General features: G+C 71.4%; 22 protein-coding genes. 16 read left to right on the forward strand and 6 right to left on the reverse strand.

The features are described from left to right. Nucleotides 1-87: 87 nt before the first annotated feature. Entirely contained in the window at nucleotides 88-369 is a 282-nt protein-coding gene (locus IE226_RS13350) for an Lrp/AsnC family transcriptional regulator (protein WP_190081340.1), read from the reverse strand. Continuing rightward, on the reverse strand, nucleotides 366-1,097 hold the full coding sequence (locus IE226_RS13355; RefSeq protein WP_190081341.1) for a rhomboid family intramembrane serine protease: 732 nt from the start codon (nucleotides 1,095-1,097) through the stop codon (nucleotides 366-368). Before IE226_RS13355 ends, IE226_RS13350 begins: the two co-directional genes overlap by 4 nt. 139 nt (nucleotides 1,098-1,236) lie before the next feature. Here IE226_RS13355 and IE226_RS13360 point away from each other — a divergent pair, with 139 nt between their 5' ends. The 5 genes from IE226_RS13360 (at nucleotide 1,237) to IE226_RS13380 (ending at nucleotide 6,770) form a co-directional block, all read left to right on the forward strand. Beyond that, entirely contained in the window at nucleotides 1,237-1,476 is a 240-nt protein-coding gene (locus tag IE226_RS13360; RefSeq protein WP_190081342.1) for a hypothetical protein, read from the forward strand. A 34-nt stretch (nucleotides 1,477-1,510) separates the two neighbouring features. Beyond that, a complete protein-coding gene (locus IE226_RS13365) occupies nucleotides 1,511-2,860 on the forward strand; it encodes an NYN domain-containing protein (protein ID WP_190081343.1) in 1,350 nt (449 codons plus the stop codon). A gap of 351 nt (nucleotides 2,861-3,211) precedes the next feature. After that, nucleotides 3,212-4,243 (forward strand): C40 family peptidase, encoded by a 1,032-nt coding sequence (locus IE226_RS13370; protein ID WP_190081344.1) that lies wholly within the window; start codon nucleotides 3,212-3,214, stop codon nucleotides 4,241-4,243. A gap of 272 nt (nucleotides 4,244-4,515) precedes the next feature. After that, entirely contained in the window at nucleotides 4,516-5,544 is a 1,029-nt protein-coding gene (locus IE226_RS13375) for a C40 family peptidase (protein WP_190081345.1), read from the forward strand. Between the two features lie 38 nt (nucleotides 5,545-5,582). Next, entirely contained in the window at nucleotides 5,583-6,770 is a 1,188-nt protein-coding gene (locus tag IE226_RS13380) for a hypothetical protein (RefSeq protein ID WP_190081346.1), read from the forward strand. Here IE226_RS13380 and IE226_RS13385 read toward each other — a convergent pair. After that, complete coding sequence (locus IE226_RS13385) at nucleotides 6,727-7,995, reverse strand: glycosyltransferase 87 family protein (RefSeq protein WP_190081347.1); 1,269 nt, start codon at nucleotides 7,993-7,995, stop codon at nucleotides 6,727-6,729. The two genes, IE226_RS13380 and IE226_RS13385, sit on opposite strands and share 44 nt — an antisense overlap. A gap of 115 nt (nucleotides 7,996-8,110) precedes the next feature. Between IE226_RS13385 and IE226_RS13390 the strand changes: the two genes are divergently transcribed. Further along, nucleotides 8,111-9,253 (forward strand): glycosyltransferase family 4 protein, encoded by a 1,143-nt coding sequence (locus tag IE226_RS13390; RefSeq protein WP_190081348.1) that lies wholly within the window; start codon nucleotides 8,111-8,113, stop codon nucleotides 9,251-9,253. 257 nt (nucleotides 9,254-9,510) lie between these two features. On the opposite strand, the gene IE226_RS13395 is transcribed toward IE226_RS13390, so the two are convergent. Further along, on the reverse strand, nucleotides 9,511-11,307 hold the full coding sequence (locus IE226_RS13395) for an AMP-dependent synthetase/ligase (protein ID WP_190081349.1): 1,797 nt from the start codon (nucleotides 11,305-11,307) through the stop codon (nucleotides 9,511-9,513). 339 nt (nucleotides 11,308-11,646) lie between these two features. Here IE226_RS13395 and IE226_RS13400 point away from each other — a divergent pair, with 339 nt between their 5' ends. The 6 genes from IE226_RS13400 (at nucleotide 11,647) to IE226_RS13425 (ending at nucleotide 16,570) form a co-directional block, all read left to right on the forward strand. After that, complete coding sequence (locus IE226_RS13400) at nucleotides 11,647-12,396, forward strand: metallophosphoesterase family protein (protein ID WP_190081463.1); 750 nt, start codon at nucleotides 11,647-11,649, stop codon at nucleotides 12,394-12,396. A 90-nt stretch (nucleotides 12,397-12,486) separates the two neighbouring features. Continuing rightward, the gene (locus IE226_RS13405; protein WP_190081350.1) at nucleotides 12,487-12,930 is read left to right on the forward strand and encodes an SRPBCC family protein; all 444 of its coding nucleotides are present in this window, start codon (nucleotides 12,487-12,489) and stop codon (nucleotides 12,928-12,930) included. Nucleotides 12,931-13,047: 117 nt separating this feature from the next. Then, the gene (locus IE226_RS13410; protein WP_190081351.1) at nucleotides 13,048-14,184 is read left to right on the forward strand and encodes an ArsA family ATPase; all 1,137 of its coding nucleotides are present in this window, start codon (nucleotides 13,048-13,050) and stop codon (nucleotides 14,182-14,184) included. Between the two features lie 79 nt (nucleotides 14,185-14,263). Further along, nucleotides 14,264-14,728: a DUF5304 domain-containing protein gene (locus IE226_RS13415; RefSeq protein ID WP_190081352.1), complete on the forward strand. Its 465-nt coding sequence runs from the start codon at nucleotides 14,264-14,266 to the stop codon at nucleotides 14,726-14,728. 54 nt (nucleotides 14,729-14,782) lie between these two features. Beyond that, nucleotides 14,783-15,724: an ROK family glucokinase gene (locus IE226_RS13420; protein ID WP_190081353.1), complete on the forward strand. Its 942-nt coding sequence runs from the start codon at nucleotides 14,783-14,785 to the stop codon at nucleotides 15,722-15,724. Between the two features lie 90 nt (nucleotides 15,725-15,814). Then, nucleotides 15,815-16,570 (forward strand): endonuclease/exonuclease/phosphatase family protein, encoded by a 756-nt coding sequence (locus tag IE226_RS13425; protein ID WP_190081354.1) that lies wholly within the window; start codon nucleotides 15,815-15,817, stop codon nucleotides 16,568-16,570. 13 nt (nucleotides 16,571-16,583) lie between these two features. Here IE226_RS13425 and IE226_RS13430 read toward each other — a convergent pair whose 3' ends face one another. After that, nucleotides 16,584-17,216: a hypothetical protein gene (locus IE226_RS13430; RefSeq protein WP_229870848.1), complete on the reverse strand. Its 633-nt coding sequence runs from the start codon at nucleotides 17,214-17,216 to the stop codon at nucleotides 16,584-16,586. Further along, nucleotides 17,209-17,988, reverse strand: a complete 780-nt coding sequence (locus IE226_RS13435) for an alpha/beta hydrolase (RefSeq protein WP_190081355.1) — start codon at nucleotides 17,986-17,988, stop codon at nucleotides 17,209-17,211. Before IE226_RS13435 ends, IE226_RS13430 begins: the two co-directional genes overlap by 8 nt. A 160-nt stretch (nucleotides 17,989-18,148) precedes the next feature. On the opposite strand from IE226_RS13435, the gene IE226_RS13440 reads away from it, so the two are divergent. The 4 genes from IE226_RS13440 (at nucleotide 18,149) to IE226_RS13455 (ending at nucleotide 22,149) form a co-directional block, all read left to right on the forward strand. Further along, nucleotides 18,149-18,895 carry a lysophospholipid acyltransferase family protein gene (locus IE226_RS13440; RefSeq protein WP_190081465.1) on the forward strand — a complete coding sequence of 249 codons (747 nt, stop codon included), beginning with the start codon at nucleotides 18,149-18,151 and terminating at the stop codon, nucleotides 18,893-18,895. Nucleotides 18,896-18,977: 82 nt separating this feature from the next. Further along, on the forward strand, nucleotides 18,978-20,249 hold the full coding sequence (macS, locus tag IE226_RS13445) for a MacS family sensor histidine kinase (RefSeq protein ID WP_190081356.1): 1,272 nt from the start codon (nucleotides 18,978-18,980) through the stop codon (nucleotides 20,247-20,249). Beyond that, on the forward strand, nucleotides 20,246-20,965 hold the full coding sequence (locus IE226_RS13450) for a response regulator (protein WP_373306945.1): 720 nt from the start codon (nucleotides 20,246-20,248) through the stop codon (nucleotides 20,963-20,965). The genes macS and IE226_RS13450 overlap by 4 nt, the downstream gene beginning before the upstream one ends. Nucleotides 20,966-21,111: 146 nt before the next feature. Next, complete coding sequence (locus IE226_RS13455) at nucleotides 21,112-22,149, forward strand: 6-phosphofructokinase (RefSeq protein ID WP_190081357.1); 1,038 nt, start codon at nucleotides 21,112-21,114, stop codon at nucleotides 22,147-22,149. Nucleotides 22,150-22,179 lie beyond the last annotated feature (30 nt).

The following is a 22,179-nucleotide window of genomic DNA, read 5'->3' on the forward strand; positions in this document are numbered from 1 at the left end:
GTGAGCGTGCGCGACGCGGTGCGCCAGGAGCATGAGCGGCAGATGAAGAAACGCTCATCCGGGACGCGGCGGTACGTCGGGGAGCGCTCAGGAGTCGAGGCCGATCGCGAACGCCGCTTCCAGGTCGTGCTGCGAGTACGTGCGGAACGCGACGTGCGTGTCCGTGCCCTCCACGCCGGGGATCTTGCTGATCCGGCCGGGGATGACGTCCGCGAGGTCGTCGTGGTGCGTGACGCGCACCATGGCGATCAGGTCGTACGTACCGGTCACGGAGAAGACCTCGCTGACGCAGTCGAGGGCGGCGATCGACTCGGCGATCTCCGGGATCCGGTCCACGCTGGTCTTGATGAGCACGATCGCGGTGATCACGGCTGGCTGTCTCCCTCGATGGCCGGTGCTGGCTTCTTCACTCTAGCCGTCCGCCCGTACCTCACCCACGCGTAGAGGAAGCCCAGGGAGAAGCCGAGCAGATGCGCCAGATACGCGACCCCCGGCCCCTGCCCGCCCTGGAGCGCCGCGAGCCACTGGAGCGCCACCCAGAACGGCAGCACCACCCACGCCGGAAAGCGCAGCGGCAGGAAGAAGAGGAACGGGAAGAGACTGGTGACCCGCGCTTTCGGGAAGAGTTGCAAAAACGCCCCGAGCACCGCCGAGATCGCTCCCGACGCGCCCACCAGGGTCTGGTGGGACCCCGCGTGCACGACCGCGTAGGCGAACAGGGCGAGATAGCCGCAGCCGAGATAGAACAGCGCGAACTGCACGTGCCCCATCCGTTCCTCGGCCATCGCCCCGAAGACGAAGAGGAAGAGCATGTTGCCCAGGAGATGCAGCCAGCTGCCGTGCACGAAGAGCGCGGTGGCCGGCGCGAGCAGGGGCCGCGGTGCCCCGCTGAACAGCTCCGACGGCACCACGCCCCAGCGCTCGAAGTAGGCCTGCTGGGCGGCGATCAGCTGATCGCCCGTGCCGTACGCGGGGTTGAACCCGGACAGCGGAGAGATCAGGAAGACCAGACAGCACGCGCCGATCAGGCCGTACGTCACCGGGGCGGACTGCCCCTTGAGCATGCGGCCCGCCGTCCTACCCCACGTCCTGATCATGCACAGAGCATGACGTAACGGAGCCAAACCGTACAGACCGCCCCGCCGGGTGAGACGTCGCCGCGAGGGGACCCTTACAGGCCTTAGGGTTACGGGCACCACGCACCATGGAATTCCGAAGGAAAGAGAAACAGCCACGATGACGGTTCCTCTGCCGACCGACACCACCCGGTGGCGCTGCACGCTCTGCGGCAACCTCACGCGTTTCGACGTGACCCGGACGTCGAAGGTCGTCGAGTATGTGCACCTCGACCTGGCCGGTGAATCGAACGTCGAGGAACGCGAGGTGGTCAGTGAGACCATCGAGTCGGTGCGCTGCCGTTGGTGCAACGCGGTGGACCAGGTGGAACTCGTGGACAGGCCGGGTGCCGGCTCCTGAGGGAGCGGGCCCCGCACAGCTAGTGGGGTGACGGATGGTGGAGAGCGCGAGCGGGGAGCCGGACGACGGCGCCGCTGAGGTGCTCGACCGTCCGCTGCCCGACGGAGTGCGCCGAAGGGTCGTCCAGATCGTCTCGGACGGCTTCGGCGGTCTCACGGTCGGCGAACTTCCCGCGCAGCTGCGGCAGTACGCCCGCTTCACGCCGACCCGGCGCACGAAGTTCGCGGGCAACGCCATGGCGACGGCCCTGGAGGGCGACCCGCTCTTCCGCCAGCGCATCGGCGAACGTCTCAGAGAGGCGCAGCCCGAGCTCACCGGCGCCCTGGACGCGGGCACACCACCCCCGGCCGCGGACCCCCTCGATGTGGCGGCCGCGGCCTATGTGCTGCGCCCCACCGGCTGGGTGAAGCTGGTGACCGCCGCGGGCGAGGAGGCCCTGCGGGCGGACGCCGAGCGCGCCGACGACGAGACCCGGGCCGAGCTCGAACGGCTGCGCGAGGAACTCGCCGCGGCCCGCGGCCAGACGAAAGCCGAGACCGAACGGCTGCGCACGGAACTCGAGTCGGCGAAGAAGGAAGCCGAATCGATGCATCGCAAGCTGCGCGGCGCCCTGAGCGACGTCAAGCGCGGCGAGGCGGCCCTGCGCAAGGCCGCCGCCGAGTTCGATGCCGCCAAAGCCGAGAGCCAGGCACAGCTGTCCGCCGCCGAGAGCGAGACGCGGCGGCTCAAGGCGCGGCTCGGCGAGACCGAGGCAGCCCTCGAGGCCAGCCGCAGGGCGGCGCGCGAGGGCCGCAGCGTCGAGGACATGCGGGTGCGGCTGCTGCTCGACACGCTCCTGGAGTCCGCCCAGGGGCTGCGCCGCGAACTGGCGCTGCCGCCCGTCTCCGTAAGGCCCGCCGAGACCGTGGACGCCGTCGAGCCCGGCCGGATGACGCCGAAGGACATCGCCGCCAGGGCGCTCTCCGAGAACGACCCGGCGATCCTGGACCAGCTGCTCGCGCTGCCCCAGGCGCACATGGTCGTGGACGGCTACAACGTCACCAAGACCGGCTATCCGACCATGCCCCTGGAGAAACAGCGGCTGCGCCTGCTCGGCTCGCTCTCGCAGCTCGCCGCGCAGACCGGCGCCGAGATGACCTGCGTCTTCGACGGGGCCGAACTCGCCGCGCCGGTGCTGCTCGCGCCGCCGCGCGGGGTGCGGGTGCTCTTCTCCAAGCCCGGCGTCACCGCGGACGAACTGATCCGCCAGCTGGTGCGCGCGGAGCCGTCGGGGCGCCCCGTGGTCGTCGTGTCGACCGACCGGGAAGTCGCCGACGGGATCGCGAAGGCGGGGGCGCGTCCCGTCGCTTCCGCCGTCCTCCTCAAGAGGCTCTCGCGCGGCTGAGAACGCGGCTGAGAACCGGCGCGTTCACGGGCTGCCGCACGCCGCCTTCACGGGGTTAACGTACGCCGCTTTCGCTCCGCTTGGGGGCACAAGTAACTCGTGTTCTCTATGCCCGAATTGGTGCTCACGCTGCGCGACGTAGCGTCAAGTAGTAACTACTGCCTGTGTGTTATCGGTAAAATATGCGCCCCGCAACCTACTTTTTTCCTGTCAGGATTTGAACTGATCACAAGAAGGTCACTAGGGTCTCGCCTCGAACCTCCGCTCGGTTGATCACCCATCCGGGGTGGCAGCGGTGGTACCCGCCCACCAGGTTTCGGTAGGCGGCTGGAGGAAGAAGGAGCCGCCTTCGTGGCGTCCCATCGTCGACCCAAGCAGCCGAGCCGCGCGCGCGTGACCGTGCTCACCGCCACCGCCGCCGCTGCCGTCGCACTCACCTCCCAGGCGGCCAACGCGGCGCCGAGCGAGAAGCCGAGCAAGGACGAGGTCAAGTCCAAGGTCGACAAGCTCTACGAGGACGCCGGCCGGGCGACCGACCGGTACAACGGCGCCAAGGAGAAGCAGGAGAAGCTCGAGAAGGAGATCGGCGAGCTTCAGGACAAGGTCGCCCGCGGCCAGGAGGACCTCAACGACCTGCGCGGCGGCCTCGGTTCGATGGCCAGCGCGCAGTACCGCTCCGGCGGCCTCGACCCCTCCGTCCAGCTGTTCCTCTCCGCCGACCCGGACGACTACCTCGACAAGGCGTCCACCATGGACCAGCTGAGCGGTCAGCAGGTCGAGGCGCTCAAGAAGGTCCAGGAGAAGCAGCGGACCCTCGCGCAGGAGCGCAAGGAGGCTTCCGACAAGCTCAAGGACCTTGCCGACACGCGCAAGGAACTGGGCAAGAAGAAGAAGGAAGTCCAGAGCAAGCTGGGCGCCGCCCAGAAGCTGCTCAACACCCTGACCGCCAAGGAGAAGCAGGAGCTCGCCGCCAAGGAGCAGCGCGCGAGCCGCGACGCCGGCGACCGCGTGGACCTCGGCAAGGAGGCCCCGGCATCGCAGCGCGGCCAGGCCGCCCTGAGCGCCGCCGCGACGCAGATCGGCAAGCCCTACGTCTCCGGCGGCAGCGGCCCCAACTCCTACGACTGCTCCGGCCTCACGCAGTGGGCGTACAACCAGGCCGGTGTCCAGATCACCCGGACCACCTACACCCAGCAGAACGACGGCCCGAAGATCGGCCGCGGCGAGCTGAAGCCGGGCGACCTGGTGTTCTTCAACAGCCTCGCGCACGTCGGGTTGTACGCCGGCAACGGCCAGGTGCTGCACGCCCCGAAGCCGGGTGCCGTGGTGCGCTACGAGTCGATGTCGACCATCGGTTCCTTCCAGTTCGGCGTCCGCATCTGAGTGCCTCCCTCCAGCCGAGTGCCGACCCCCCGGTCGTCCGCATCTGAAACGACCGGTGGTCCGCCCGAACGGGCGAATTCGGGCAACTCCCGCTGACCTCGCGCCCCGTCGGTGACCTGCGTCTCCGGCGGGGCGTCACGTTGTGTGCACGGCGAGGCCTTTGGCCGTGACGTGATCTCACCGCTACTGTCGCGCGCATTCCCCCGACGGACCGGGGGACTTTCCCCCGGCTTCGCCCGGGGGTCCGTCATGCGGAGGGAGAGCGGCTACCCGTGGGGTCCCATCGTCGTCTCGCGCTGTCAGGTCAGGACCGGAGCACGCGCGTCACCATCCTTTCGGCCGCCGCGGCCACCGCCGCGGCGGCTCTCGCCGGTGCGCCGGCGGGCGCCGCGCCGCAGGACACCCCGGCGGCCACCAAGGCCAAGGTGGACCGCCTCTTCGAGCAGGCCGAGAAGGCCACCGAGGCGTACAACAAGGCCGACGAGCGCGCCGACACCCTGCGCGAGCAGGTCGGGCGGGCCAAGGACAGCGTCGCCCGCGGCCAGGAGCGCATCAACACGATGCGCGGCGCGCTCGGTTCGCTCGCCGGGGCGCAGTACCGCTCGGGCGGCATCGACCCCTCCCTCGCCCTGCTGCTCTCCTCCGACCCGGACGGCTTTCTGGACAAGGCGGCGGCGCTCGACCGCATCAGCGCCCGGCAGGCCGGTGAACTGACCGATCTGCAAAAGGCCCAGCGCAGCCTGTCCCAGGAGCGCACGGAGGCCGGACGCAAACTCCTCGCACTGGAGAAGAGCCGCGCCACGGTGGCCCGGCACAAGCGCAGCGTCGAGCACAAGCTCGCCGAGGCGCGCAGGCTGCTCAACTCGCTGCCCTCGCGGGACCGGGACGCCTACGACAGGGCGTCGCGCTCGGAACGCGAAGGCATGCCGGACCCCGGGGGCGCCGCCCCGTCCTCGTCACGGGCCGCCGCCGCCATCGCCGCCGCGCGGTCCGCGGTCGGCAAGCCGTACGTGTGGGGCGCCAACGGCCCCTCCGGCTTCGACTGTTCGGGCCTCACCCAGTGGTCGTACGCGCAGGCGGGCGTGGGGCTGCCGCGCACCTCGCAGGCCCAGCGGTACGCGGGGAAGCAGGTGCCCCTCTCGCAAGCGCAGCCCGGCGACCTCGTCGCCTACCGCGACGACGCGAGCCACATCGGGATGTACATGGGCAACGGCCAGGTCGTGCACGCGCCCTACCCCGGAGCCTCCGTGCGCTACGACCCCGTCGGCATGATGCCGGTGTCGTCGGTGACCAGGGTCTGACCGGCACCCCGCGGCCCGCTGCCCGTACGATCTGGAACGTGGCTGGTCGCGGGCGTGGGTCGTGGGTGCTGGGGATCTGTCTCGCCGTGCTCGTCGGGTGCGGCGGTCCTCCGGCGCCCGACGCGGCGCCCGGAGACGTGCGCAGGCTGCTCGACCGGCGCGCGGCCGCGGTGCTCGACCGGGACGCGAAGGCGTACCGCGCGACGGGCGGTGCGGCCGATGCCTACGACAACCTCCGCGACGTGCCGCTGAAGTCCTGGCAGTACCGCCTGACCGCCTTCGAGCGGACCGGCACGCGGGCCACCGCCACCGCGGACCTCCGCTACCGGATCAAGGGCTACGACAGCGAGCCGCTCACCACCTCGCGCGTGCTCACGCTGCGGGAGCGCGACGGACGCTGGTACGTCGCCGCTGAGCGCCCCGCCGAGAAGGCCACGCAGCAACTCTGGGACCAGGGGCCCGTCACGTCCGTACGGGGCGCTCACAGCCTCGTGCTCGGCGTCGGGCGCGGCGAGCAGGACAAGACGACGCTGCGCGGGTACGCGGACCTCGCCGACCGGGCGGTGCCCCTGGTGCGGGACGCCTGGGAGAAGAAGTGGCCGCAGCGGGTCGTGGTCCTGGTGCCCGAGTCCCTGAAGGGCATGGCCGGGCTGCTCGGGGCGCCCGCTTCCGGATATCAGGGGATCGCGGCGGTGACCACGGGGGAGGCGGGCGGCTCCGGGGCGGCGCCGGCCGATCGGATCATCGTCAACCCCGAGGCGTACGGCGTGCTCGGCGACTTCGGCAAGCAGGTCGTGCTCACCCACGAGACCACCCACGTCGCGACCCGCGCGCACACCTCGCCCGCGACCCCGCTGTGGCTCTCCGAAGGCCTTGCCGACTGGGTGGGCTATCGCGGCACGGGCCGCACCCCCGCGCAGGCCGCCCCCGAATTGCGCCGTGCCGCCGAGCGGGACCGACTGCCCGCCGAGCTCCCCGAGGACGACGACTTCGGCTTCAGCGGGGACGCGGGGAAGCTGGCCGCGGCGTACGAGGGGTCCTGGCTGGCCTGCCGGATGATCGCGGACCAGTGGGGCGAGGCGAAGCTGACGGGCTTCTACGAAGCGGTCGGTGCGCACAAGAAGAGGCCCGGCGCGGTCCGGGACGCGCTGGAGGACGTCCTGGACATCACTCCGGAGGAGTTCACGGCGCAGTGGCGTACGTATCTGCGCGAGGAGCTCGGCTGACCTCCGCGGAGCCGGGCGCGTGCTCGCGGGAGCGCGGTCCGGACACCGTGTGCCGCCACAGGTTGCGGCAGGCGAGCAGCGCCGCCGCGACGAGCAGACCATTGCGTACGAGGAGCAGCGTGACGCCCAGCGGGTCGCTCGCCACCACGTGCGAGAACCAGACGGGGAACTCCAGGAACGTGACGAACGTGGCCGCGAGCACCAGACGCGCGGGCAGCACCATGCGGCTCGCACGGAACGCCAGGCACACGGCGGCGACCCCGACCAGCCACAGTAAGTACTGCGGGCTGATCACCCGGCTCGTCGTCGTGAACAGCAGGACGGCGACGAAGGCCGCGTCCGCGACCGTGCTCGCCGACCAGGTGCGCGCGCGAAGCCGCCACACGAGCAGCCAGCAGAAGGCCGCCGCGGAGAGCCCCTGCGCCACCGTGCTGACCAGTGTGACGTACGGACCGAGGAACTCCACCGAGCCGTAGTTGAGCTGCACGTCGCCCTGCCAGCCGAGGTGCCGCGCGACGTGGAAGACCAGCGCGCCGAGCGATTCGACCTCGGTGCCGCGGTCGCGCTGGAAGGTCAGGAAGGCCAGGGCGCCGGGCATCGTCACGAGGAAGGCGAGGGTCAGACCCGCGGCGGTGGCGAACGCCGCGCCCCACGAACTCCGGGTGGCACGCGCGCGTGGCATGCCGACGAGCAGCAGGGCCGGCCACACCTTGAGCAGCGCGCCGAACCCCGCGAGCGCCCCCATCGTGCGGGGGTGCCGGGCCCCGGCGAGCAGCGCGGCCACCGCGACGGCCGTCACCATCACGTCGTAGCGGGCGTACACGGTCGGCCCGAGCAGCGCCGCTCCCGCGACCCACGTCCAGGCTCCCCGGAGGGACTTGCCCGGCCGCCGGCCCGCGTACAGGAGCAGCCCGCAGACCAGCGCGTCGGCGAGGAGGGCGAGCACGAAGAACGCCGTGGTGTAGCCGGCGAAGGGCAGCAGGGCGGGGGAGAGGATCGCGAGGGCGGCGGCGGGCGGGTACTGCCAGGTGACGTCGTCGAGCGGGAAGGTGCCGGTGCGCAGGACCTCGTACCAGCCCTCGTAGATGACGGACACGTCACTGGTCACGTCGGGGCCGGGCGCGGTGAGCACCCCGAAGACGCAGAGCAGCAGCACGGTCCTGGTCAGGACCCAGACGGTCAGGATCCGCGCCACACACACCACGCCCCTTTTCGGATACTTCATTGTGTTTCGGTGAGCCATGATGCCGGGCGCGGCCGTCAATGGGCCATGAGGCGGGGCCGTCCGGGAGGCGAGGCCGTTCGGCGCTCCGGCGGGCTTTCGGTACTGTCGGGCGACGATGCACAAGACCCTGATCGTCACGAACGACTTCCCGCCCAGGCCCGGTGGCATCCAGGCGTTCCTGCACAACATGGCGCTGCGCCTGGACCCCGCACAGCTCGTCGTCTACGCCTCCACGTGGAAGCGGGGCCGCGAGGGCGCCGAAGCGACGGCCGCCTTCGACGCCGAGCAGCCCTTCGAGGTCGTACGCGACCCCACGACGATGCTGCTGCCCACCCCGCGCGTCACGCGGCGCGCGGTCTCGCTCCTGCGCGAACACGGCTGCGAGTCGGTGTGGTTCGGGGCGGCGGCGCCGCTCGGGCTCATGGCCCCGGCGCTGCGGAAGGCGGGCGCCAGGCGGCTCGTCGCCACGACGCACGGGCACGAGGCGGGGTGGGCGCAGCTGCCCGCGTCACGCCAACTGCTCCGCCGCATCGGAGATTCGACGGACACGATCACCTACCTGGGCGAGTACACGCGCTCGCGCATCGCCGCCGCCCTGTCGCCCGCCGCGGCCGGGCGGATGGTCCAACTGCCGCCGGGCGTCGACGAGAAGACCTTCCACCCGCAATCGGGCGGTGACGCCGTGCGGGCCCGCCTCGGCCTGACGGACCGGCCGGTCGTGGTGTGCGTCTCGCGCCTGGTGCCGCGCAAGGGGCAGGACACGCTGATCCTGGCCATGCCGAGGATTCTGGCGCGGGAGCCTGAAACGGTGCTTCTGGTGGTGGGCGGCGGCCCTTACGAGAAGGAGCTGCGGAAGCTGGCCGCCGAGACGGGTGTCTCGAAGTCGGTCCGCTTCACCGGGGCGGTGCCGTGGGAGGAGCTTCCCGCGCATTACGGCGCGGGGGACGTCTTCGCGATGCCGTGCCGTACCCGGCGGGGCGGGTTGGACGTGGAGGGGCTCGGCATCGTCTACCTGGAGGCCTCCGCGACCGGCCTCCCGGTCGTCGCCGGGGATTCTGGCGGGGCGCCGGACGCGGTGCTCGACGGGGAGACGGGGTGGGTGGTCCGGGGCGGCTCTCCGGAGGCCGCCGCCGACCGGATCGTCACCCTGCTGGGAGACGCGGAGCTGCGGGCGCGGATGGGGGAGCGGGGCCGGGAGTGGGTGGAGGAGCGGTGGCGCTGGGATCTCCTCGCGGAGAAGCTGCGGGAACTGCTTTGAGCGCCTGAGGGGGTGCCGCTGAGGGTTGTTGCGCGACTGACGGCCGTCGAGGGCTTGTCGCGCAGTTCCCCGCGCCCCTGACGGGGCGCCTGAGGGGGTGCCGCTGAGGGCTTGTTGCGCGGCTGACCGCCGTCACGGGCTTGTCGGCAGTTCCCCGCGCCCCTTAAGGGGCGCGGGGAACTGCGCGAGCAACCAGGCGCGACCCGCAGTCGCGAGAGCAGAGCGCCCCCCACGGCGAGTGGGCGCCCCCGCCAACGCTACCCGCGGTAAATCGCCTCGATCTCGTCCGCGTAGTCCTTCGCGACGACGTTCCTCTTCAGCTTCAGCGACGGAGTCAGATGCCCCGACTCCTCCGTGAACTGCGAGGAGAGGACACGGAACTTCCGCACGGACTCCGCCTTGGAGACCGCCGCGTTGCCGTCGTCCACCGCGCTCTGGATCTCCGCGAGAAGGTCCACGTCCTCCCGCAGCGACGCCGCCGTGGAACCGGCCGGCTTCCCGTGGTCCGAGGCCCAGCGGCCAAGAAATTCGTCGTCCACCGTGACGAGCGCCCCCACGAAGGGCCGCCCGTCGCCCACGACCATGCACTCGGCGACGAGCGCGTGCGCGCGGATACGGTCCTCGATCACCGCCGGAGCGACGTTCTTGCCGCCCGCCGTGACGATGATCTCCTTCTTGCGGCCGGTGATCCGCAGATAGCCGTCCTCGTCGAGCGTGCCTATGTCGCCCGTGTGGAACCAGCCGTCGGCGAGCGCCTCTTCGGTCGCGCCCTCGTTGTTCCAGTACTCCGTGAACAAGTGCTCGCCGTGCAGCAGCACCTCGCCGTCGTCGGCGATCCGGACGACCGAGCCGGGCAGCGGCTGGCCGACCGTGCCGATCTTCTGGCGGTCCCAGGGGTTGAACGCGGTGGCCGCGCACGACTCCGTCAGGCCGTAGCCCTCCAGGACCGTGAAGCCGATGCCGCGGAAGAAGTGGCCCAGGCGCTCGCCGAGCGGCGCGCCGCCCGAGATCGCGAACTCGCCGCGCCCGCCGAGGACGGCCCGCAGCTTGCTGTAGACCAGCTTGTCGAACGTCTTGTACTTGATCTTCAGGCCGAGCGAGGGACCGCTCGGGGTGTCCAGCGCGCGGCTGTACGCGATCGCCGTGTCCGCGGCCTTGTCGAAGATCTTGCCCTTGCCGTCGGCCTGCGCCTTGGCGCGCGCCGAGTTGTAGACCTTCTCGAAGACGCGCGGGACGCCCAGGATCATGGTCGGCTTGAACGACGCGAGCTCGTCCGTGAGGTTCTTGACGTCCGGCGCGTGGCCCAGCTTGATCGGCGCCATCAGCGCGGCCACCTCGACCAGGCGGCCGAAGACGTGCGCGACGGGAAGGAAGAGCAGCACCGAGCACTCGCCGGTGCGGAAGAGCGGCTTCAGGCGCTCCACGACGTTGCCGCACTCCGCGAAGAAGCTGCGGTGCGTGAGCACACAGCCCTTGGGGCGGCCCGTGGTGCCCGAGGTGTAGACGATGGTGGCCGGGTCGTCGGCGCCCGCGACCGCGCTGCGCTCGTCGACGGTCTCCTCCGGGACGTCGGCGCCCGCGCGGTTCAGCTCGTCGACGCCGCCGGCGTCGATCTGCCAGACGTTGACGAGGTCGGGGAGCCGGTCGCGCACGGCGTCGACGGCCGCGGAGTGCGCGTCGAGCTCGACGATGATGCCGACGGCCCCGGAGTCGCCCAGGATCCACTGGATCTGCTCGGCGGAGCTCGTCTCGTACACCGGCACGGTGACGGCGCCCGCGCTCCAGATCGCGAAGTCGAGGAGGGTCCACTCGTAACGGGTGCGGGACATCAGGGCGACGCGGTCGCCGGGGCGCACACCGGAGGCGATGAGCCCCTTCGCGGCGGCGCGGACCTCGGCGAGGAAGGTCTTGGCGTTGACGTCCTGCCAGGTGCCGTTCACCTTGCGGCCGATGACGGCGACATCCGGATGCTGCGCGGCATTTCTGCGGACGATGTCGGTCAGATTGCCGTCCGCAGGGACCTCGTACAGGGCCGGAAGGCTGAACTCGCGCAAGACTGCTGCTCCTACATAGGGCGCCGGCGCCACGACGTTGTGCGATGCGACGGTGCGGTCCAAGATCGGGCAGGTGCTCCGTGGAAATGGGGGGAAAGAAGGCTGGAGCACTACTGGACTGCCCGGACGTTACCCATGGGTATGGCTTGTTCGGTAGGGGGTCCGGGCCAGATGTTCGGTGCGTCACACGACGTTGTGGTCTGAACCGCACAGTACGCCACGCCCTTCCCGACTCGGAAGTAACCGCAGGTCCGCACCCTTCTCCCCCCTTCCCCGGGCCTCTACCCGGGCTTGCCCGCGCGTTCTAGGGTGATCGGCATGCCAGGTTTCAGGGTCAATGTGGTCAGTGACGTGCACGGCAACGCAAAGGATCTCGCCCGCGCGGGCGAGGGGGCCGACGCACTCATCTGTCTCGGTGATCTGGTCCTGTTTCTCGACTACGCCGACCACTCGCGCGGTATCTTCCCCGACCTCTTCGGCGAGGAGAACGCGGACCGCCTCGTCGAACTGCGCACCGCACGCCGATTCGACGAGGCCAGGGAGCTGGGAGCCCGGCTGTGGGCGGGGATGGACCAGGCTCCGGCGATCGAGAAAGCCGTGCGCAAGCAGTACGCCGAGCTGTTCCCCGCCTTCCCCGCACCGACGTACGCGACGTACGGCAACGTCGACATGCCGGCCCTCTGGTCCGAGTACGCGGGCCCCGGCACCACCGTCCTGGACGGCGGGCGCGCCGAGATCGGCGGCCGGGTCTTCGGCTTCGTCGGCGGCGGCCTGCGCACCCCCATGCGGACGCCGTACGAGATCAGCGACGAGGAGTACGCGGCCAAGATCGAGGCGGTCGGAGAGGTCGACGTGCTCTGCACGCACATCCCGCCGGACGTCCCCGAACTCGTGTACGACACTGTTGCGCGCCGTTTCGAGCGGGGCAGTCGTGCGCTGCTCGCGGCCATTCACAAGACCCGCCCGAGGTACTCACTTTTCGGCCACGTCCATCAACCGCTGACGCGACGGATGCGGGTCGGGGCGACGGAGTGTGTGAACGTGGGGCACTTCGCGAGCTCGGGCAGGCCGTGGGCCCTGGAGTGGTGACAGCGGTCCACCCGGTGCGCGGTAGCCTTCACGCGTCACACATATAGACACCACCCCCCTTACCGGACCGCATCTGGAGGAGCCACAGAGATGGCGGAACACACCAGCTCGAGCATCACGATCGAGGCGGCACCGGCCGAGGTGATGGGGGTGATCGCCGACTTCGCGCGCTACCCGGACTGGACGGGCGAGGTGAAGGAGGCGGAGGTGCTCGACACCGACGAGCAGGGCCGCGCCAAGCAGGTCCGCCTCGTCATGGACGCGGGCGCGATCAAGGACGACCAGACGCTCGGGTACACCTGGACCGGCGAGAACGAGGTCAGCTGGACCCTCGTCAAGTCGCAGATGCTGCGCTCGCTCGACGGCTCCTACCTGCTGCGGCCCGCGGGCACCGGCACGGAGGTCACGTACAAGCTGACCGTCGACGTCAAGATCCCCATGCTCGGCATGATCAAGCGCAAGGCGGAGAAGGTCATCATCGACCGGGCGCTCGCGGGTCTGAAGAAGCGAGTGGAAGCCGGGCCGAAGGCCTGACGGCGCGGGGTCGCCGGGCGGGCGGCCGGGCGGGAGAGATCCGGCGCGTGGCCGGCAGGCGGGCCCACCGGCCCGCGGTTCCGGCCGCCCCCGCCGGCTCCCGTACCGTTCACTCTTATGCGCACCCTTCTGCTCACCGGCCCCGGCGGCTCCGGCCGAACCACCGTCGCCGCGGCCACCGCGCTCCGTGCCGCCCGTGAGGGACAGCGGACCCTGCTGATCTCCGCCGACCGCGCCGACACCCTCGGCGCGGAACACGCGAACCTCACCCTGCGGACACTGGCCCCCGGCGACGAGTTCCGCGAAGATCTCCTCGCCCTGCAGAACCGCGCCTCCTCCGCGCTCGACCTGCTCGGCGCGGGACGTCTGGAGGGCGAGGAGCTCACCCCGCTGCCCGGCAGCGACGAACTCGCCCTGCTTCGCGCCCTGCGCGACGCCGGACAGGGCGCGTACGACACCGTGGTGGCCGACCTGCCCCCGGTGCCCCGCGCCCTCGCGGTCCTCGCCCTGCCCGAGCAGCTGCGCCGCTACCTCCGCAGGCTCCTGCCGCCCGAGCGGCAGGCGGCCCGCGCCCTGCGGCCCATGCTCGGCCGCATGGCCGGCGTCCCGATGCCCGCCGACTGGCTGTACGAGACCGCCGCCGACCGGGACACCGAACTCGCCGCCGCGCAGGCCGTGATCGAGGCGCCGGGCACGACGGTCCGCCTGATCGCCGAGCCGGGCCCCACGGGGGCCGACGCCGTGCGCGCCGCCGCCACCGGCCTCGCCCTGCAAGGGCTGCGCGTCGACGCGGTGTACGCCAACCGCGTGCTGCCCGACGACACCGCCGACACCTGGTTCGCCGGGCTCATCGCCCAGCAGCGCAAGACGCTGGCCGAGTGGCAGGAGACGTACGGCGAAAGCGTCGTGCGCCTGCCGCACCTGGGGCACGAACCGCGCGGCGCCGACGACCTGGCCGCCCTCCGTGTGCCCGCCCCCGCCGCCGCCCCCGGGACCGTGGACTGGCCCGTCGTCGACGCCCTCGCCGAGGACGGCGTACTGGTCTGGCACATACCGCTCCCCGGTGTCGTACGCGAGGAGCTCGGACTGATCCGGCGCGGCGACGAACTCGTCGTCACCGCGGGTCCCTTCCGGCGCATCGTCCCCCTGCCGTCGGCCCTGCGCCGCTGCACCGTCGCGGGCGCCGGACTGCGCGAGGGCGAGCTGCGGGTGCGTTTCGCGCCCGATCCCGGTCTGTGGCCGCCGGCACGGTGAACGCGCGACCGCCGTTCGGGTAACGTCGAGAGTACGAATCCATGAATCGCCCTCCGCCCCTCCGCAGGAGTCTTCCGTCATGAGCGATGCCACCGAGCGCGAAGTGCCCGAACCCGAAGCGGCCAGCGCCGACGCCTGGGAGAAGGCGTGCGCCGAGGACCTCGCCGCGGAGAAGGCCCGCCGCCGCGCCCAGTACGGGCCGCCGGCCGGATCGGCCGGCGAGGAGCTGCGCAAGCTCGTCGACGCCGTCTCGGAGAAGCTGTCCGGACTCCAGGCGCCGCTGCTCGGCGCGGTCGCGCAGGGCGCCGTCGAGCAGACCGTGAAGCAGGTAGTCCAGCAGGCGAAGGCCGCCGTCGAGCCGGTCATCGAGCGCAACCCCGACGTCTTCGACCACCTCGCCGCCGCCGGCAGCGAACTCCTTGCCGCCTACCGCTCCGCGGTGGAGGGCCAGGAAGGCCGCTGGACCCGCGGGAGCGACGCCGCGAGGGGCCCCGGCCCGCGCGACGAGGGCCCCGGTCCCGGCGAACACATCGACCTGGACTGACTACCCCTCGGGTACGGTTGCCCTTAGCGGGGCTCGACCGAAACTGAGGGACACATGGGACTCACCATCGGCGTCGATATCGGCGGCACGAAGATCGCGGCCGGAGTGGTCGACGAAGAGGGCACCATTCTCGACACCCACACGGTGCCCACTCCGCCGACCGCCGAAGGCATCGTGGACGCGATCTGTGCCGCCGTCTCCGGCGCCGGCAAGGGGAACGACGTGGAGGCCGTCGGCATCGGCGCCGCCGGTTACGTGGACGACAAGCGTGCCACCGTCCTCTTCGCACCGAACATCGACTGGCGCCACGAGCCGCTCAAGGACAAGGTCGAGCAGCGGGTCGGCATGCCGGTCGTCGTGGAGAACGACGCGAACGCCGCCGCCTGGGGCGAGTACCGCTTCGGCGCGGGCCAGGGCCACGAGGACGTCATCGTCATCACGCTCGGCACGGGCCTCGGCGGCGGCATCATCATCGGCAACAAGCTGCGGCGCGGGCGCTTCGGCGTGGCCGCCGAGTTCGGCCACATCCGGGTGGTGCCGGACGGACTCCTCTGCGGCTGCGGCAGCCAGGGCTGCTGGGAGCAGTACGCGTCCGGACGCGCCCTCCTGCGCTATGGCCGGCAGCGCGCCAACGCGACGCCCGAGGCCGCCGACATCCTGCTCGGCCTGGGCGACGGCACGGTCGAGGGCATCGAGGGCAAGCACATCAGCGAGGCGGCCCGGCAGGGCGACCCGGTCGCGGTCGACTCGTACCGTGAGCTGGCCCGCTGGGTCGGCGCGGGCCTGGCCGACCTGGCCTCGCTCTTCGACCCCTCCGCGTTCATCGTGGGCGGCGGCCTCTCGGACGAGGGCGAGCTGGTGCTCGACCCGATCCGGAAGTCCTTCCGCCGCTGGCTCATCGGCGGGCAATGGCGCCCGCACGCGCAGGTGCTCGCCGCGCAGCTCGGCAACAAGGCGGGGCTCGTGGGCGCCGCCGACCTGGCCCGCCAGGGCTAGGCGCACACCGCGTTCGTACGAGGCCCGCCGTCCCCTCCGGGGCGGCGGGCCTCGTCGTGGCGGCACCCGTCACCGCGTATCTTGATCCCCATGGTGAGGCTTCCCGACTCCAGGACCGAGGACGACGGTTCGGCCGTCGTCCGGGTGCTCAGTTACAACATCCGGTCCATGCGGGACGACACCGACGCGCTGGCCCGGGTCATCGCCGCCTGTGCGCCCGATCTCGTACTCGTCCAGGAAGCGCCCCGCTTCTTCCGGTGGCGCAAGAAGCTGGCGCGGCTCGCCCGCGCCGCCGATCTCGTGGTGCTCTCCGGGGGTGCCACGGCGTCGGGGCCCGCGCTGCTCTGCTCGCTGCGGGCCACCGTCGAGCGGACCGAGGACGTGCTGCTCCCGCTGACGCCGGGGCTGCACCGGCGCGGCTTCGCGACCGCCGTCGTGCGGTTCGGGGGCGCCCGGCTCGGCGTCCTGAGCTGCCATCTGAGCCTGCAGAGCGACGAGCGGTACGCGCAGGGCGGGATGCTGCTCGACCGGCTCGCCGGGATGGGCGTGGAGCACGCCGTCGCGGGCGGCGACCTCAACGAGCGGCCCAAGGGCCGTACGTTCCGCAGGCTGGCCTCTTCGCTCCGGGACTGCTGGGAGACCGCGCCGTGGGGCGGCGAGAACACCTCGACGCCGGGCGACCCGCATCAGCGCATCGACGCGATCTTCGCCACCTCCGGGATCGAAGTCCTCGGCTGCGGCGTGCCGTTGGAGCTCGACGGGGTGAGCGAGGCGGATCTGCGGGCGGCCACCGACCATCTGCCGGTACTCGCCGCCCTCAGGATTCCCGCCGCCAAGGGCGTGTGAGCCCCGGAGCCCGCTAGACCACCGCGCCGCGGCCCGGGTCCTCGTCGTCCTCTTCGTCGTCGCCCTTCATCCGCGCCACCAGCGTGGCGAAGCCGCCGAGGAAGCCGCCGATGCTGAGCGTCGCGAGCCACCACGTCATCTGCCAGCCGAGCAGCACCGCGAGCAGCATGAGCACCGGGCCGCCGAGGACGGCGAGCCAGGCGAACTTCGCGGTGACGTCCGCGGCGGGCAGCGGCGGCGGCTCCGGCGGCACGAAGTGGCCCTCGTCGCCCTCGCCGAGGTCGTCGTCGGACGCCTCGGGGGCGTCGTAGTCACGCGGGCCGCTGCCCACGCCGGGGGCGAAGGAGACGGAGCCGCCGAGCGTTTTCTTCGAGCCGGAGTCGTCCGGGTCGTCGGGGGCCGTGGGGTTCTTGGCCTTCCCGGAGTCCGGTCCCGGAGTGTCGTTCGTCTCCGGTTCGAGCAGGGCCAGGTCCTCGATGGACTTGAACGGCTTGGCGCCGGGCGGATCCGCCGGCTCCTGGCCGTACCCCGCGACGATCGCCTGCCAGGCCGCGTCCTCGTCCAGGGGCAGTCCCTCGGAGGGCTCCTGCCTCTTCTCGGGCTCGCGGCTCTCGCCGTCGGGTTCGATTCGGTCCTGCTCAGCCACCGGTGGCCGTCCCTTCCTTACCGACACTGGGGGCGAGCCGGCCGATGAACGCGTAGCTCTCCTCGAAGATCCGGTCCGCGTCATGGTCCAACGTCGCGACGTGGTAGCTCTGTTCCAGGATGGTCTCGGTGACGTCCGTGGACGAGACCCGGCCGAGGATCCTGGCCGAGTCGGCCGGCGGCACGACGTGGTCCTGCGGGCTGTGCAGCAGCAGCAACGGCTGCGTCACCTGCGGCAGTTCACGGTCGAGCCGCTGGAAGAAGCGGCGCATCGAGTGCGCCGCGTGCAGCGGAACCCGCTCGTAGCCGATCTCCTTCGAGCCCTCCAGGGCGATGTCGCTGGTGATGCCCTTCGTCGTGGGCAGCAGATGGCGACCGAACGGAAGGGCGTACGCGGCCAGGCCGTGCACCTTGTTCGCCGGGTTCACGAGGACGATGCCCCGCACCTCGTCGCCGTGCTTGGCGGCGAGACGCAGCGTGAGGGCGCCGCCCATGGAGAGACCGAACACGAACACGTCCGTGCACCGCTCACGGAGCGCGCGCAGCTCGCGCTCCACCTCCGCGTACCAGTCCTGCCAGCCGGTGACCTGCAGATCCTCCCAGCGCGTGCCGTGACCGGGAAGGAGCGGGAGCGAGACGGTCAGGCCGCGGCCCGCGAGGTACTCCGCCCAGGGGCGCAGGGACTGCGGGGAACCGGTGAAGCCGTGACAGAGGAGGACGCCGACCTCGCCGCCCTCGTGGCGGTACGGCTCGGCTCCGGGGAGGACCGGCACTTCGGTCTCCTTCGTGAGGTGTGGCTGCGGGGATTCGAGGAGTACTTCACGGTACGCGACCGGACTGACACCGACCAGGGCCGTCGGGCTCTTTGGGCTTACTGCGGGTTAAGGTCTGATCCACACTTAACAGGAGGCACTCGGTTTGATCTACGGCGCAATGAAGGTCGCCATCGGCGGGCCGCTGAAGCTCGGCTTCAGGCCCTGGGTGGAGGGCCTTGAGAACGTTCCCGCCGAGGGGCCGGCCGTCCTGGCAAGCAACCATCTGTCCTTCTCGGACTCCTTTTTCCTGCCCGCGGTCCTCGACCGCAAGGTCACCTTCATCGCGAAGGCGGAGTACTTCACGTCCCCGGGCGTGAAGGGCAAGCTCACCGCGGCCTTCTTCAAGGGCGTGGGCCAGCTGCCCGTGGACCGCTCCGGCGGCCGCGGCGCGGGCGAGGCGGCCATCAAGAGCGGCATCGAGGTTCTGGAGCGCGGTGAGCTCTTCGGCATCTACCCGGAAGGCACCCGTTCGCCCGACGGCAGGCTCTACCGTGGCAAGCCGGGCGGTCTCGCGCGCGTGGCCCTGGCCACCGGGGCGCCGGTGCTGCCCGTGGCGATGATCGACACCGAGAAGATCCAGCCGCCCGGCAAGGTGCTCCCGAAGCTGATGCGGCCCGGGATCAGGATCGGCGAGCCGCTCGACTTCAGCCGGTACCACGGCATGGAGCACGACCGGTTCGTCCTGCGGGCGGTGACCGACGAAGTCATGTACGAGATCATGAAGCTGTCCGGCCAGGAGTACGTCGACGAGTACGCGACGGCGGCCAAGCGCCGGATGGCGGATGCGGCGAAGGCCGAGAAGGAAGCCGAGAAAAAGGCGGAGAAGGTCGCCGCCGCGGCACAGAAGGAACGCTCCGGCGCCTGACCGCGTCAGTGCGGGGGAGTGAGCGCAAAGGGGAGCCGCGGGCGACCCGAGGGGTGCCAGGGGGTGCCAGGGGGTGGGGGACATGACCAAGCGCGTGCGTGTCATGAGGATGTCGGTCGAGCAGCCGCTGTGGCGCGCGCTGACGGGCTATCGCGTACTGACCATGCTGTACGCGATCGGCCTCTTCGTGGCCGCGCACGAGAAGTTCGACCGCCCCTGGGTGGCCGTCGCCTTCTACGTGGTGCTCGCGGGCTGGACCCTGGGCACGCTGCCGAAGGTCGCGAACGCGGCGAGCTGCACCAAGCGGTTCCTGGTCATCGACCTCACCATCGCCCTGGTCGGCATCCTGCTCACGCCGGTCGCCGACTCGCACCAGCGGATCGTGCACGACGGCCCGACGCTGCCCTCCATATGGACGGCCGGCGCGGTGCTCGCGTTCGCGATCAAGGGCGGCTGGCGGTGGGCGGCCTGCGCGTCGGCGCTCGTCGGCGCCGCCAACATCGCCCAGCGCGGCAGCCCCACCCAGGACACGCTCCACAACGTCCTGCTCGTCTGCATCGCGTCCATCGCCATCGGATACGTCGTCGAGGTGGCCCGCGCCTCCGAGCGCACCCTCGCCCGCGCCCTGGAGATCGAGGCCGCGACCCGCGAGCGGGAGCGCCTGGCCCGCGACATCCACGACAGCGTGCTCCAGGTCCTCGCGATGGTGCAGCGGCGCGGCAGCGCGCTCGGCGGCGAGGCCGCGGAGCTCGGCAGGATGGCGGGCGAGCAGGAGGTCGCGCTGCGCACCCTGGTGGCGGGCGGTCTGGTCCGTACGTCGCACGAGTCGGAGGACGCCTCGCAGGGGGCCGTCGTCCGCGTGGTGGAGGAGCCCGACGACGCCGGCGACCCCCTGGACGCCGACGACGGCGAGCCCTGTGACCTGCGACCGCTCCTCTTCCCGTACGCGGGCGCGAAGGTGACCGTCTCCGAGCCCGGCGCTCCGGTGCCCCTGCCGCCGCGGGCCGCGCGGGAACTGGCCGCCGCGGTGGGGGCCGCCCTGGACAACGTCCACCGGCACGCGGGTCCGGACGCCGGCGCCTGGATCCTGGTCGAGGACGAGCCGGACGCCGTGATCGTGACGGTACGGGACGACGGCCCCGGCATTCCCGAGGGCCGTCTCGCGGAGGCGGAGGGGGAGGGGCGGCTCGGTGTCGCCCTGTCGATCCGGGGGCGCCTTCGGGACATCGGAGGCACGGCCGAGCTGATCTCGGTGCCGGGCCAGGGGACGGAAGTGGAACTCAGGGTCCCGCGGGCCGCGAAAGGCGCGGCGGACGCGGGCAGCACACGGGGGAAGGCAGGAAAGGCACGATGAGCGCGCAGCATCAGCAGCATCAGCAGTACGACGGCGAAGCCGGCCGGGTCGGCGGGGGCGCCGTCAAGGTGATGGTCGTCGACGACCATCCGATGTGGCGGGACGCGGTCGCCCGCGACCTCGCGGAGGCCGGTTTCGACGTGGTCGCCACGGCGGGCGACGGCGAACAGGCCGTGCGCCGCGCACAGGCCGTGACGCCCGACGTCCTCGTGCTCGACCTGAACCTGCCCCTGAAGCCGGGCGTCCAGGTCTGCAAGGAACTCGTCGGCGCCAACCCCGCCCTGCGGGTGCTCGTCCTCTCGGCGAGCGGCGAGCACGCCGACGTCCTGGAGGCGGTCAAGTCCGGCGCCACCGGCTATCTCCTGAAGTCGGCGTCCACCGCCGAGCTGACCGACGCGGTGCGCCGCACGGCCGTCGGCGACACGGTGTTCACGCCGGGCCTCGCGGGCCTCGTCCTCGGCGAGTACCGCCGCCTGGCCTCCGACCCGGTGCCCGGCGCCCCGGACGAGCCGAAGGCCCCGCAGCTGACCGACCGCGAGACCGAGGTGCTCCGGCTCGTCGCCAAGGGACTGAGCTACAAGCAGATCGCCGAGCGCCTGGTCATCTCGCACCGCACCGTGCAGAACCACGTGCAGAACACCCTGGGCAAGCTCCAGCTGCACAACCGCGTGGAGCTCGTGCGGTACGCGATCGAGCGGGGTCTCGACGACGCGTGACCCCGCTGGAAACCCCTCGTACGGGTGAACCCGGGTGATCAACTCCCCTGTTCCGGCCAGGAATTGACCATCCGCACCGTCCCTGAGTGACCTGGATCACCATTAGCGTGACCCGCATCAGGTCACTGAGGCGAAGGGACGTTTCCATGGCGGCCACGAAAATCGGAGTACTGACCGGAGGCGGCGACTGCCCCGGGCTCAACGCCGTCATCCGGGGCATCGTCCGCAAGGGCGTGCAGGAGTACGGCTATGACTTCGTCGGCTTCCGGGACGGCTGGCGCGGTCCCCTGGAGGGCGACACCGTCCCGCTCGACATCCCGGCCGTGCGCGGCATCCTGCCCCGCGGCGGCACCATCCTCGGCTCCTCGCGCACGAACCCGCTCAAGGAGGAGAACGGCGTCCGGCGCATCAAGGAGAACCTCGCCAAGAACGAGGTCGGGTCCCTCATCGCGATCGGCGGCGAGGACACCCTCGGCGTCGCCGCCCGGCTCACCGACGAGTACGGCATCAATGTCGTCGGCGTACCGAAGACGATCGACAACGACCTTTCCGCCACGGACTACACCTTCGGCTTCGACACCGCGGTGGGCATCGCCACCGAGGCGATCGACCGGCTGCACACCACCGCCGAGTCGCACATGCGGGTCCTGGTCTGCGAGGTCATGGGGCGGCACGCGGGCTGGATCGCGCTGCACTCCGGGCTCGCCGGGGGCGCGAACGTCATCCTCATCCCGGAGCAGCGCTTCGACGTCGACCAGGTGTGTGCCTGGGTGACCTCGCGTTTCAAGGCCTCGTACGCGCCGATCGTCGTCGTCGCCGAAGGGGCCATGCCCAAGGACGGCGAGATGGTCCTCAAGGACGGGACGCAGGACTCCTTCGGGCATGTGCGGCTCTCGGGCGTCGGGGAGTGGCTCGCCAAGGAGATCGAGGGCCGGACGGGGAAGGAAGCACGCACGACCGTCCTCGGGCACATCCAGCGCGGCGGGACGCCCAGCGCCTTCGACCGGTGGCTGGCCACGCGCTTCGGCCTGCACGCGATCGAGGCCGTACGGGACGGCGACTTCGGGAAGATGGTCGCGTTGCAGGGCACGGACATCGTGCGGGTCCCGATCGCCGAGGCGACGGCCCGCCTGAAGACGGTGGACCCGAAGCTGTACTCCGAGGTCGGGGTCTTCTTCGGCTGAGAACGCCGCAGGGGGACGGCGCCCGGCTTG

It is taken from the genome of Streptomyces longisporoflavus (genome assembly GCF_014649775.1).
In the GTDB taxonomy this organism is placed as follows: Bacteria; Actinomycetota; Actinomycetes; order Streptomycetales; family Streptomycetaceae; genus Streptomyces; species Streptomyces longisporoflavus.

Excerpts from the sequence above, each read along its gene's own strand:
- IE226_RS13355 (WP_190081341.1), bottom strand. The coding sequence starts at position 1,097 with ATGATCAGGACGTGGGGTAGGACGGCGGGCCGCATGCTCAAGGGGCAG.
- IE226_RS13360 (WP_190081342.1), top strand. The coding sequence starts at position 1,237 with ATGACGGTTCCTCTGCCGACCGACACCACCCGGTGGCGCTGCACGCTC.
- IE226_RS13365 (WP_190081343.1), top strand. The coding sequence starts at position 1,511 with ATGGTGGAGAGCGCGAGCGGGGAGCCGGACGACGGCGCCGCTGAGGTG.
- IE226_RS13385 (WP_190081347.1), bottom strand. The coding sequence starts at position 7,995 with ATGAAGTATCCGAAAAGGGGCGTGGTGTGTGTGGCGCGGATCCTGACC.
- IE226_RS13390 (WP_190081348.1), top strand. The coding sequence starts at position 8,111 with ATGCACAAGACCCTGATCGTCACGAACGACTTCCCGCCCAGGCCCGGT.
- IE226_RS13405 (WP_190081350.1), top strand. The coding sequence starts at position 12,487 with ATGGCGGAACACACCAGCTCGAGCATCACGATCGAGGCGGCACCGGCC.
- IE226_RS13410 (WP_190081351.1), top strand. The coding sequence starts at position 13,048 with ATGCGCACCCTTCTGCTCACCGGCCCCGGCGGCTCCGGCCGAACCACC.
- IE226_RS13415 (WP_190081352.1), top strand. The coding sequence starts at position 14,264 with ATGAGCGATGCCACCGAGCGCGAAGTGCCCGAACCCGAAGCGGCCAGC.
- IE226_RS13420 (WP_190081353.1), top strand. The coding sequence starts at position 14,783 with ATGGGACTCACCATCGGCGTCGATATCGGCGGCACGAAGATCGCGGCC.
- IE226_RS13425 (WP_190081354.1), top strand. The coding sequence starts at position 15,815 with ATGGTGAGGCTTCCCGACTCCAGGACCGAGGACGACGGTTCGGCCGTC.
- IE226_RS13440 (WP_190081465.1), top strand. The coding sequence starts at position 18,149 with ATGAAGGTCGCCATCGGCGGGCCGCTGAAGCTCGGCTTCAGGCCCTGG.
- macS (WP_190081356.1), top strand. The coding sequence starts at position 18,978 with ATGACCAAGCGCGTGCGTGTCATGAGGATGTCGGTCGAGCAGCCGCTG.
- IE226_RS13450 (WP_373306945.1), top strand. The coding sequence starts at position 20,246 with ATGAGCGCGCAGCATCAGCAGCATCAGCAGTACGACGGCGAAGCCGGC.
- IE226_RS13455 (WP_190081357.1), top strand. The coding sequence starts at position 21,112 with ATGGCGGCCACGAAAATCGGAGTACTGACCGGAGGCGGCGACTGCCCC.